Below are 11,713 nucleotides of genomic sequence, written 5' to 3' on the forward strand. Positions count from 1 at the left end.
CCATAAAGCTGTTTAAGTTTTTTGATTACTTTCTCAAACATTTAGGTTCTTCTGGTTGATAGGTGAACCAAGTGCATGCTGAAGCTGAAATTGTAAATGCCATAAGTGTGCATACAAGAGCGGATAAAGTGATGAATACTTTTGCAATTTTGCCTTTCAATTAAATTACCCCCTTTCCGTTATGTTTTTTAAGATTAAGTCAGCTTTTTTAAAAGCTGTTGTTCCCCTGTCTGTTAAAGTTAAAGACTGCCACAGGAAACCAAGGCTTATGCAATCTATGATTTTTAAATAATACAATTTATAATTTGTATTATAAAATAAGCACAAGATAATTATGATTATAGAAAATACTAATATTGTTATAATGGAATTTTTTTTAAACATCTTTTTCATATTTATATCAGTAATGGGTTTTTGAATACTGTCCACTGGAGCTTTTAAAAATACTATTATAAAGCCAATTACCATGCAGAACATACTCATGATTATAGTAAATGAAAAAGAAAAGCTGTAAAAAAATCTGTCCACTAAAAGCCCAACTGCAGCAGATACAACAGTGCCAAATATAATGCAGCGATTGGGAGAAGAAGCATGTACACCACCGGAGTATTTTCTCAATATGCTTGCTGAAGCGGAAAATATAAAAGCTTCATACAGTACTCCCAGAATAAATCCCACAATCACCACCCATAGTATAGAAAAAATGGTCTGAAGCAAATTGATTGCCCCGTATACTATAATTTCCTCTTTATCTTTGTCAGCATTTAAAATGATTCTGGACTTTTTTCCCAGAGAAACTGCCAGTCTTTCAATTAAGTGCATTTTTAGTTCTCCTCTTATTTAATAAATATTTCATTATCATCAGTATTAAAAGCATAATTATCAATGAAGGGATTCCCAATAGAGACTTTTTAATAGGGGCTATGGAATTAAGGTTTATATTAATAGCTAATAATTTAAGTATTAGCATATTTAAAAATTCGCTTAAAGAAAGTATTAGAAGCATAAATAATGTTCCGTATATAGAAGTAATTATTGGAATACCTATAAGTACCATTATACTTATAATCAGAATAAGCATAATCAGAGTATGTACTCCAAAATATATGGGGAGCTCTCTTAAAAAAAAGACAATTATACTCATTATAATACTTAAAGGTATACATTTTTTTGCATTAAAAGGTTTTTTAGCTATCATGTGTATTCCCCAAATCATTAAAAGCATTTCGGGAATACCTCTTAAAAAAAGTTCTATCCAATTAACTCCCAGCATATTCAAGCCTCACTTTTGATATCTAGTGTTTTAAAAATATTCGACAATTATATACATTTTATGCATTTATTTCACAGCATTTATATATAATATTCTACGTAAAAAACAAAATTCCTTCTTTAAAATTAAAAAATTCCTATAAAAAAGATATGTTATAGGAGATAAAATATTATTTGCATATATTTGAATGTACTTTTTTTATAATATACTGTATTATCATGACGGATAAAAATACGATAATCAATGAGGGAAAAGTCAATATGGATTTTTTAATGGGATCCATGTTAAGGACTACTCTTATATTAAAGAAACGCAGCAGCAGCATATTTAAAGATTCTCCTGTTATAAGTATTAACAGCATAAGTAATGTGCTGTATATTGAGGTAATTAATGGAATACCCTGGATTATCATGATACTTATGATTGTAACTGTTATAATTATAGTGTGAACACCAAAATATATGGGGAGCTCCCTCACGAGAAAGGAGTACAACCCCATAATAATGCTTAAAATTATATAATTTCGTCTTTTAAAAGATCTTCCAGCAATTACGTAAATCCCCCATATCATTACCAACATTTCAGGAATGCATCTTAGAAAAATCTCTATCCAATGAAGTTTTAACATATTAAATGTCCTTTCCTGTAACTACATTATTTAAATATTTTAGTAAAAAATGTACAAAAATGTACATTTTGTTTACATTAAGGAATTCTACATAAAAAGTAAAAATCCTGCTTAAAAAATCTTTTAGTATATAATTAAAAAGCATTTTTCACTGTGGAGAAATACATACTATTGATGTATAATTTTATTTACAACTATTATAACTTATGGGAGAGAAATAAAAGTGATCTTGATAAGAAAAGATGTATTTAAATTAGCAATTCCTATTCTAATGGAGCAATTATTTGTAATGTCATTGGGTATGGTAAATACCATGATGGCAGGACATATTAATAAAGAAGCAGTTTCCGCCATAGGCATGGTGGATTCAATCAATAACATATTCATTGCTTTCTTTTCAGCCTTGGCAGTAGGTGGAACTGTAGTAGTTGCACAATATGCAGGGAAGAAAAAAATAAGGCGGGCAAATGAGGCGGTGAAGCAGGCGCTTTATTCTGCAGTATTGATATCCCTTGCAATTACCAGTATCATGTGGATATTTAGAAAGCAGCTTGTAGGCATCCTATATGGCTCGGCAGATGTACAAGTTATAAATTATGCATATACTTATCTGAAAATAACTCTATTAACCTATCCTCTCATTGCACTGGATCTTGCAGCCAATGGGGTGCTGAGGGGGGCAGGTGATACTAGAACACCTATGAAGATCACCATGTTTATGAATATTATAAATGTAATTTTGGGCTATTGCCTGATTTATGGAGTAAATATAAAAAATCTTCATATCTCAAGCTTGGGAGTAGAAGGCGCTGCCATTGCAATTGCTACGGCAAGAACATTGGGAGCAATTATGGTATCCATTGTATTATTAAGAGGTACAACCATTGTAAAATTGACTAAAATAACTAAATTTAAATTCAACAGGGAATTGCTGGGACCCGTATTTCATGTGGGGATTCCTGCCAGTGTAGAATCATTTTTATTCAATGGGGGAAAGCTTATAACCCAGGTTTTTATTGTAAATATGGGCACTGTGTCCATAGCAGCCAATACTATTACGAATTCCATAGCAAATATGCTTAATATACCTGGAACTGCTCTGAGCATTGCAGCTACTGCATTGGTGGGGCAGTATATGGGAAGAAACGACAGCAGCGGGGCAGAAAATTGCTTATCCTATTTAAATAAGGTATCTACAGTATGCCTTGTTGTTTTAGCACTTCTTTCCGTGCCTGCTGCAGGATTTTTATCCTCTCTTTATACTACAAATTCCACAATAATACACTTGTGTGTAAATTTATTGAGAATAAATGCATTGTTTATTCCACTGTGGTCCATTTCCTTTGTCCTGCCGGCAGGATTAAAAGGAGCAGGAGATGCCAAATATACCATGGTAACATCCATCATAGGCATGTGGATTTTCAGGATAACTATGGGTTATGTACTGGGAGTACCTTTAAAGATGGGTGTTATAGGAGTTTGGCTTGGAATGTATACGGATTGGCTTGTGAGAGGTATATTATACTATATCAGGTTTAAAAAGGGAAAATGGAAAAACTTTGTACTTATAAAAAACTGATGGATTACACCAACTAAAATATATTTATGCTTGTGGAGAGAATATGTAATTTGATGAATATTATAAATTACCTGTAATATAATTTACTGGTAATTTTTTTTATGAATTTTTATATGATTTATATTTTCATTGGTTAATAAATTATTTATTTGAGGTGAGGAAAATGGCGGAAGACGTCAAAAAGAAGAAAAAATTAACACTAGTTCCACTGGCATTGATGTGTGTTACCACTGTATTTATGTTCACCAACATACCTAGGTCCTTTTTTCTTATGGGATATTTTGCAATTCCATGGTATGTTTTATCGGCTATTGCATTTTTTGTTCCATTTGCTTTTATGATAGCAGAATATGGAGCTGCCTTTAAAAATGAAAAAGGAGGAATATATTCCTGGCTTGAAAAATCTGTAGGTCCTAAGTATGGGTTTATAGGAATTTTCATGTGGTATATTGGATGGCTTGTATGGGTAGTATTGACCTGTAGTTCTATATGGGTCCATTTTTCTACTATATTATTTGGAAATGATACCACATCAACATGGGGTTTATTTGGATTGAATTCAACCCGCAGCTTAGGAATATTATCCATAATTTTTATTGTAACTCTTACCTTTATAGCAACTAGAGGATTGGATAAGATAATTAAAGTAACCTCCCTCGGAGGAATTTCAGTTGGATTTATAAACATTGCAGCTTATGTGGGAGCTGTAGTTGTACTTTTACTTAATCATGGACATATAGCACAGGCTATTAATGTGCAGACATTTCTACATTCACCAAATCCGGGTTATTCTTCTCCTGTAGCTATATTATCCTTTGTAGCTTTTTCAATAGTCGCCTATGGAGGTATAGAAGTAGTTGGAGGAGTAGTAGATCAAACCGAGGAACCGGAAAAAACCTTTCCAAAGGGAATATTGATGGGTGCTGCCTTTATTTCCATGGCATATGCAGTAGGCATATTTGCAGTAGGTATATTTACTAACTGGGCTCATGTGCTGTCAGGTAAAAATGTAAATATGGTAAATGCAGTAATTATAGTAATGAATAATTTGGGGTATGAAATTGGCTCCGGACTGGGTCTTACTCAAGCAGGAAGTCTGACTTTTGGCAGATGGGTGGCAAGATTTGCAGGATTATCTATGTTTTTAACCTATGTGGGATCACTTATAAATGTATCCTACTCTCCGCTAAAACAGATGATAGAAGGTGTGCCAAAGGAATTATGGCCGGGCAAATTGGGGAAGCTTTCCGATGATATGCCTAAAAATGCCATGTGGGCACAATGTGCTTTAATAGCAATCATTCTTGCCCTGGTAAGCTTTGGAGGAGAAGGTGCCAATAAATTTTTTAATAAACTGGTATTGATGACTAATGTGGCCATGACATTACCTTATATGTTTATAACCGGGGCATTTCCGAAATTTAAGAAAAATGAGTCTATTAAAAAACCTTTCAGCATGTTTAAAAGTTGTAGAAGTGTTTTAATATGGTCTGTAATAGCTACTCTTACTGTAGGTTTTGCCAACTTTTTCCTAATAATTCAACCGGCTACCACAGGGGATTGGAGTACTACTATTTGGACTATAGCAGGTCCGGTAGTGTTTTCGGCAATTTCTCTGTTGATGTATAAAAGATATGAAAATATAATGAAAACTAAAGAGAAACAGAAAAATTGAGAGGGGAAGTGAACTTTAATGGGTTGGGGAATTTTATCACCTTTCCCATTAAACATATTGATGAAAATATTTGATGGACATTCTGATATTTTAACTGATGTAACTATTAAAAGAATGGAAGGCAAAAAAAATATATTAAAAAATTACCACATTGACAGATTGAAAAAAGGAGGAGTCGGGGCATCAATACTTGTAAACTGGGTAGACCCTCCTTTTGATAAGAACCCTATGAATAGAATGATTCAGGTTTTAGGTTCAACTTTTGAAGAAATTCAAGATATGGCAGATTGTGCTGCCATTGCCTATAATGCTGAAGATATTGAAAAAATTAAAGAAAATGGCAAATTTGCTATAATTTTGGGATTTGAAGGCTTGAGTGGCCTTGGTAAAAATGTAAGTTTTTTAAATGCCCTCTATTTCCTTGGAATAAGACATTCAATGCTTACGTGGAATGAAGAAAATGAATTTGCAACTGGAGTTTTAAGTCCTCATGAGGATAGGGGAGTTACAAAACTTGGAGTACAAGCTCTTAAAAAAATGGAACAGCTGAAAATGATAGTGGATGTATCCCATGCTAATGAAAAGACATTTTGGGATATATATGAGAATACCACAAGACCTTTTATAGCATCACATTCCAATTGTTATGCAATCTGCCCTTCAAATAGAAACCTGAAAGATGATCAAATCAAAGCCGTGGCAGAAAGAGGCTGTGTAATAGGAATGAATGCATGGCCAGATTTTATAAGCAATGATGGAAATCCCACACTGGAAAAATTTGCATATCATGTAGATCATATTGCAGACCTGGTGGGAATTGATCATATAAGTCTTGGATTTGACTTTTGTGATTTTTTAGGGACTGATTCTACAGAAAGTTTTCAACAAGGTAGTTTAAATGCTACTCCTGGTATTGAAGATGCATCCAAAATCTCCAATTTTCTAAAAATACTTAAAAAAAGAGGTTATACTAAAGAACAAATAGAAAAAATTTCTTACAGGAATATAATGAGAGTCATTAGGGAAATTTTAGGTTAAAACAATTTATATTAAAACATTTTAAGTCAAGGGCAATCTCTGAGTCTTCAGGGTATGTGCCCTTGACTTATCTTGCAATTTAAACTCTAACTTTAATCCATATTGTATCCAAATCCATATTTTTGATAATTCAGATTAGCGATTATTGTAAATTTTATACATAATAAATAAAAATTGCAAAAATATTCTTATTATAAGGTTTATTTTTAGGAAAAGAGGTGATATAATTACCTTGAATATATATTATAAATTAAGTTATATTTGTAATTATAATTTTATATAATATGTAACAAACCTTTTTGTAAAGGTTAAATTTCTGGATCTTAATCTTATTAATTAATTGTTTGAATTAAGAGATGTTTTTTTCTAAACAGTTCATATAATACAATAATTATCAATATAATTTATATGTAGTGCAGTTTTGTGTAATAAAAATATAATTATTAATGATATGGAAATGGGTGTGAGAATATGAATAGTTTTAGTGAACAGAGTAAAGGCAATTATAATAAATTACAAAAACCTTCTGTATTAGATGTTTTTTGCGATATGACTTTGGAAAAACAAGTTCAAAAGCTTAAAAATGATGTAGAAAAAAATACTGAACTTTTAAATGAAAGCCAGGAGTTTAATAAAAAAATTACGGAATTCATATCCAATGTTTCTCATGAGTTAAAAACCCCTCTGAATGTTATCTTTTCTGCGATACAGGTATTGGGACTGTGCAAGGATTATACAGATAAGGAATACATAAACAAGCAAGATCAATACCTGAAAATAATGAAACAAAATTGTTACAGGCTCATGAGACTTATAAATAATTTGCTGGATGTAAGCAAGCTGGATTCGGGGTTCATAAAATTAAATCTTCACAACAGGAATATTGTAAGTGTAGTTGAGGATATTACATCTTCATTGGTTCCCTATATGGAGAGCAAGGGAATTAGCTTGACTTTTGACACCAATGTGGAAGAAAAAATAATAGCTGTGGATTCAGATAAAATAGAGAGAATAATTTTAAATTTACTTTCAAATGCAGTAAAATTTACTTCTGAAAAAGGTGAAGTATATGTAGCTGTTCAGGATGAAGGGGACAATGTGTATATTACAGTGAAGGATACGGGCATAGGAATACCGGAAGACAAACTTCAGGTTATATTTGAAAGATTTGCCCAGGTGGGCAGAGATTATATAAATGACAGCAAAGGCAGCGGTATAGGTCTTTATCTGGTAAAGTCATTTGTGGAGCTTCATGACGGTGAAGTCAGTGTAAAAAGTACCTTGAATGTAGGCAGTGAATTTACCATAAGACTTCCTGCAAGGCTTGTAAAGGAAAAGTGTTTTGAAGAAGCCAGCTGCGAAAATAGAAAAGAACAGATTGGTATGGAATTTCCGGATATATATTCTAAAATTTAATACTACATTCCACCTTTATAAGTGATATAATATTTTGGTAAAGGCGGGGTGATGGCATGAGTGAAATTGGAGGAACTGGATGCGAAATATTGGTTCCCTTTAACGAGAGAAAACCGTTAAAAGAAATAGAACATAGTATTACTAAAAGGTATAGGACACATATATGGTCAAAGTTTGTAAAGGCCATAAGTGAATACGATCTGGTGGAAGAGGGAGATAAAGTTGCAGTAGCAGTATCCGGAGGCAAGGACAGCCTGCTTATGGCAAAATTATTTCAAGAACTGAAAAAACATTGGAAGGTTGATTTCCAATTGGAGTTTATTTCCATGGATCCCGGCTATCATAAAAGTATTAAAGAACTTTTAATAAGCAATTGTAATTATTTAAATATTCCCATACACATTTTTGAATCTGATATTTTTCATGTAGTAGATAATATTGCCAGGGATTATCCCTGTTATATGTGTGCTAAAATGCGAAGAGGGGCACTTTATACTAAAGCTCAGGAGCTTGGATGTAATAAGCTTGCATTAGGACATCATTTTAACGATGTAATAGAAACCACACTTTTAAACATCCTTTATTCTGGGAGCTTTAAAACCATGCTTCCAAAATTGAAGGCTAAAAATTTCAAAAACTTGGAACTCATAAGGCCTCTTTATTATGTGGAAGAAGCATATATTCAGCGTTTTATACAAAACAGCGGTATATGGCCCCTTAACTGTGCCTGTATGGTTGCAGCAAAGAAGATCGGAAGCAAGCGCTATGAGATCAAAGACATGATAAAAGAATTGAAAAAGAAGTTTAAGGATATAGACAGGTCAATCTTTCATGCAGCTGAAAATGTAAATTTGGACGGTGTGCTGGCCTGGGAGAAAAACGGCAAAAAACATTCTTTTTTAGAATCCTACGATAAGGGTGAAGAACAAAATATAAAGAACAAATAACAAAAAATGAAGATTTTCGGCAGTATCTGAAAATCAACCAAAATCGATATTTGAACTTTGATATTTGAACTTTGAATTATGAATTGTGAATAAATATAGGGGAGTACAAATGATAAGAATATGGGGAAAGATAATTAAAAATAATAAAATAGTAAAAGATAAAGTGGTTGAATTTACAGGCAGCGGAAATTACCAGCAGGATTTGAAAAATTCTATTATAGAACTGTGCAATAAATTTGATATTGAAAAACCATATTGGCTTCCCGGTAATTTGGATGAGTACAATAAGAGAAGCAAAACCATCTTCACCCAGGATAACTTTATGGATGAATTTCCCTTTGATAAATTTGTCATAGAAGAACTTGATTCAGACAATACAAAATAAATAACCAGCGAAATTAAGTCAATTCACTTCACTGGCTGAGTAAAAATTAGACCGGCAGCATTATAAACTGTCGGTCTAATTTTTTTATGGAGTATCAAATATAACTACAAATTTTATAGAGTATATATCTGCCAGTTCACTTGCATTTGTACCTTCCTCTCTTAGTATTATATAGCTTATTCCTACGTTTTCCAGTATACCCGTTCGGTCCTGGAGAGTTCCGGTACCCAGTAAAAATGTAACCCTTACTCTTTTTCCTATTTGGGTTCTTAAGTAACCTTGAATATAATTTGTATCCTGCTGTATGGGAGAGCCGGGAGCCATCTCAAAACTAGTAGGTGTCTGAGTAATGTGAGGTGTTTGAGAAGGTGTGTGATTTTGTCTTACCTCAATTGTTTCTGTCGGGGATGTAGTTTTGGACATTTCAATTTCAGGCATTACTTCCGGAGTCATTGGCATAGTCCTAAAATAATTAGGATAATTTGAAATCATTAAAATACCTCCATATTATATTGGTTATTAATAGTTAACATTTAACTGCCCATATATTTTATCTTTCAATTAAGTTTGAGCATAAAGTTCTGTTGGATCATAAAAACAGTGGTTCAATACTTTTATTTGAAAAGTTCCTACGCCATTATAAGGGAATATACCGGGACATGGAGCATAAGGATTAAAATACCATAGTGAGTAACCTATGTTAAACAACCTGTTTCCGGCTAATGCCCAATCCGCTATATCATAGTGTATTTGATCAGGAGGAGTGGACCAGACATTCTGATTATTAACTACTCCGTTTATTTCCGTACGCATACAGTCGAATTGACCGGTTTGGTAAAGTATCCGTCTCAAATCCCCCTGGCCTATTCTGTGATACTCACCATAAGGGACTCTAACCCTGTTCATAATAGTGGTAGCTACAGCTCTCATTCCAACGTCTCCCTCTCCGCCGGCTTCGCACTTTACAATTCTAGCCAGTAGTTCTCTATCTGAGAAAGCCATAGATTTTCACCTCACACATTTTACTTACAATATTATTTTATTTATAAAAGTTTAAAAAGTTACAACTATTTATCTTTGCTAAAAATTAAAGCTATGACAATAAAGTGTACGGTAAAGCGGTTCCCGGATTCAGATGAAATTTGTCTATAAGCAGGGGTAGCATCTGATAAAGAAATTCCTATATTTACTGTAAAAAAATTTCTCGGTGTTATATAATAACTATATGAATTGATAATGATTGAAAGAGAGGTAAATTGATGGTGAACAGGAAAAGATTTTTAAGTCCGGTACTGACTGCATTGGTATTATCCCTGACACTTGGAGCTGTAACTGTACAAGCACAGACAACCAGTGCAAAAGTAACAAGAATAGGACAGGGAGATAGAATAGGTACTGCCGACCAGGTAGCATTGGATTCATTTAAAAGTGCCCAGAATGTAGTGCTTGTAAATGGATATGGCTATGCAGATGCGGTAAGTGCCACTCCGCTTGCAAAACAGTTGGGTGCCCCAATACTTTTAACTCATGGTGATACTTTGGAATCCGAGGTATCTTCAACTATAACAAGTCTTGGAGCAACAAAAGTATACATAGTAGGAGGTACAGGAGTTGTATCACAATCCATAGAAGATAATTTAAAATCCAAATATGGAGCAGGACAAGTAGAACGTATAGCTGGAACTACTGATAACACCAGAATGGGTACAAACGCAGCAGTTGCAGAAAAAGTTTTAAGCACAAGCAATCAAAAAACAGCAGTGCTTGTAAATGGACAGGATGGGTACGCAGATTCTCTTTCAGTTGCTTCTATTGCAGCTCAAAAAGGATATCCGGTTTTATTTGCGGATAAGACAGAAGTACCGGATGTAGTTAAAAATGTAATAACATCAAAGAGCTTGAGTGTACAAGCTGTAGGCGGAAGTACGGTTTTGCCGCAGACTGTAGTAAGTTCAGTAGGCGGAACTAAAGTCACCAGTGATTCCGATACGGCAAACAGATTTGCTACAAATTTGGCCGTGCTTAAATACTTCCAAAATAATGGCGGATTGGATTTCAGCAATATATATGTAGCAGCCGGAGGAGCAGCAGATGATCAATTTGCAGATGCCCTGGTAGCCTCCGCAGCAGCAGCCAAAACAGGTTCGCCTGTTGTGCTTACGGGAGTTGGTGCAGGAGATACTCAGATAGAAAATGCAAATGTATATATATTATCCAATGCCAATGACAATTCCAACGTAACAATAGTAGGTGGAACAGCTTCTGTTTCACAGGATATACAGTCAACACTTGAAAATGATGATTTTCAAATTATAGGTATTGAGTAAAAAAGAGCCATAGGCTCTTTTTTTTTATATCCATTTCTAATAAACATAGTCATTTGCATGGCAAATGATCATGTTTATTTAAAATGACTATGTTTAAGATCATATTTATTATATAATTGCTTCTCAAAAATGGAAAGAATAATTGACTTATATAGTTGATTTTCGGCTATGATCGAAAACCTTCATTCTCTGTTCTTTTGTATAAAGTATATTTAGATAATTTTTAACAGCAAATTTTCAATTCATTAACAATTTAAAAAAGGATTTTTATAGATTTTGTAGAATAATATATCAAAGATGCAAGTATAATTAACTAGTTTATTGATAAATAACCATATTTTTAGGAATATATTTCTTGTAACGCCTTAAATTACTAAGGATTAAAGTATGGAAAAATTAGAAATGTTGTTGTATAATTGAAATATGCCTTGACAATGCTAATTCA

At 33.3% G+C, this 11,713-nt stretch carries 13 protein-coding genes; 8 read left to right on the plus strand and 5 right to left on the minus strand.

The annotated features are described in order from the left end of the window. Positions 1-25 precede the first annotated feature (25 nt). Genes AB8U03_RS09525 through AB8U03_RS09535 form a run of 3 tightly spaced genes read right to left on the minus strand, consistent with a single transcriptional unit; the run spans position 26 to position 1,273 of the window. Positions 26-160: a cyclic lactone autoinducer peptide gene (locus tag AB8U03_RS09525; RefSeq protein ID WP_369704320.1), complete on the minus strand. Its 135-nt coding sequence runs from the start codon at positions 158-160 to the stop codon at positions 26-28. Between the two features lie 5 nt (positions 161-165). After that, positions 166-822: an accessory gene regulator ArgB-like protein gene (locus AB8U03_RS09530; RefSeq protein WP_369704321.1), complete on the minus strand. Its 657-nt coding sequence runs from the start codon at positions 820-822 to the stop codon at positions 166-168. Continuing rightward, complete coding sequence (locus AB8U03_RS09535; protein ID WP_369704322.1) at positions 809-1,273, minus strand: hypothetical protein; 465 nt, start codon at positions 1,271-1,273, stop codon at positions 809-811. The genes AB8U03_RS09530 and AB8U03_RS09535 overlap by 14 nt, the downstream gene beginning before the upstream one ends. A gap of 218 nt (positions 1,274-1,491) precedes the next feature. Here AB8U03_RS09535 and AB8U03_RS09540 point away from each other — a divergent pair, with 218 nt between their 5' ends. From AB8U03_RS09540 to AB8U03_RS09570, 7 genes are all read left to right on the plus strand, one after another. Further along, the gene (locus AB8U03_RS09540; protein WP_369704323.1) at positions 1,492-1,722 is read left to right on the plus strand and encodes a hypothetical protein; all 231 of its coding nucleotides are present in this window, start codon (positions 1,492-1,494) and stop codon (positions 1,720-1,722) included. A 402-nt stretch (positions 1,723-2,124) separates the two neighbouring features. Then, positions 2,125-3,480, plus strand: coding sequence for an MATE family efflux transporter (locus tag AB8U03_RS09545; RefSeq protein WP_369704324.1), 1,356 nt, complete (start codon positions 2,125-2,127; stop codon positions 3,478-3,480). Positions 3,481-3,643: 163 nt separating this feature from the next. Beyond that, positions 3,644-5,155: a glutamate/gamma-aminobutyrate family transporter YjeM gene (yjeM, locus tag AB8U03_RS09550; protein WP_369704325.1), complete on the plus strand. Its 1,512-nt coding sequence runs from the start codon at positions 3,644-3,646 to the stop codon at positions 5,153-5,155. A gap of 18 nt (positions 5,156-5,173) precedes the next feature. Then, positions 5,174-6,193, plus strand: a complete 1,020-nt coding sequence (locus tag AB8U03_RS09555; RefSeq protein ID WP_369704326.1) for a dipeptidase — start codon at positions 5,174-5,176, stop codon at positions 6,191-6,193. Between the two features lie 471 nt (positions 6,194-6,664). After that, positions 6,665-7,609, plus strand: coding sequence for a sensor histidine kinase (locus tag AB8U03_RS09560; RefSeq protein WP_407064934.1), 945 nt, complete (start codon positions 6,665-6,667; stop codon positions 7,607-7,609). Positions 7,610-7,665: 56 nt separating this feature from the next. Continuing rightward, positions 7,666-8,556, plus strand: coding sequence for a tRNA 2-thiocytidine biosynthesis TtcA family protein (locus AB8U03_RS09565; RefSeq protein WP_369704327.1), 891 nt, complete (start codon positions 7,666-7,668; stop codon positions 8,554-8,556). 109 nt (positions 8,557-8,665) lie between these two features. Further along, positions 8,666-8,941 (plus strand): hypothetical protein, encoded by a 276-nt coding sequence (locus AB8U03_RS09570; RefSeq protein WP_369704328.1) that lies wholly within the window; start codon positions 8,666-8,668, stop codon positions 8,939-8,941. An 84-nt stretch (positions 8,942-9,025) separates the two neighbouring features. Here the strand turns inward: AB8U03_RS09570 and AB8U03_RS09575 are convergent, their stop codons facing one another. After that, positions 9,026-9,433: a hypothetical protein gene (locus tag AB8U03_RS09575; protein ID WP_369704329.1), complete on the minus strand. Its 408-nt coding sequence runs from the start codon at positions 9,431-9,433 to the stop codon at positions 9,026-9,028. Between the two features lie 69 nt (positions 9,434-9,502). Continuing rightward, a complete protein-coding gene (locus AB8U03_RS09580; RefSeq protein WP_369704330.1) occupies positions 9,503-9,943 on the minus strand; it encodes a cell wall hydrolase in 441 nt (146 codons plus the stop codon). A 257-nt stretch (positions 9,944-10,200) separates the two neighbouring features. Between AB8U03_RS09580 and AB8U03_RS09585 the strand changes: the two genes are divergently transcribed. Beyond that, positions 10,201-11,268, plus strand: a complete 1,068-nt coding sequence (locus AB8U03_RS09585) for a cell wall-binding repeat-containing protein (protein WP_369704331.1) — start codon at positions 10,201-10,203, stop codon at positions 11,266-11,268. Positions 11,269-11,713: the final 445 nt, after the last annotated feature.

The organism is Clostridium moutaii (assembly GCF_041205085.1).
Lineage (GTDB): Bacteria > Bacillota > Clostridia > Clostridiales > Clostridiaceae > Clostridium_B > Clostridium_B moutaii.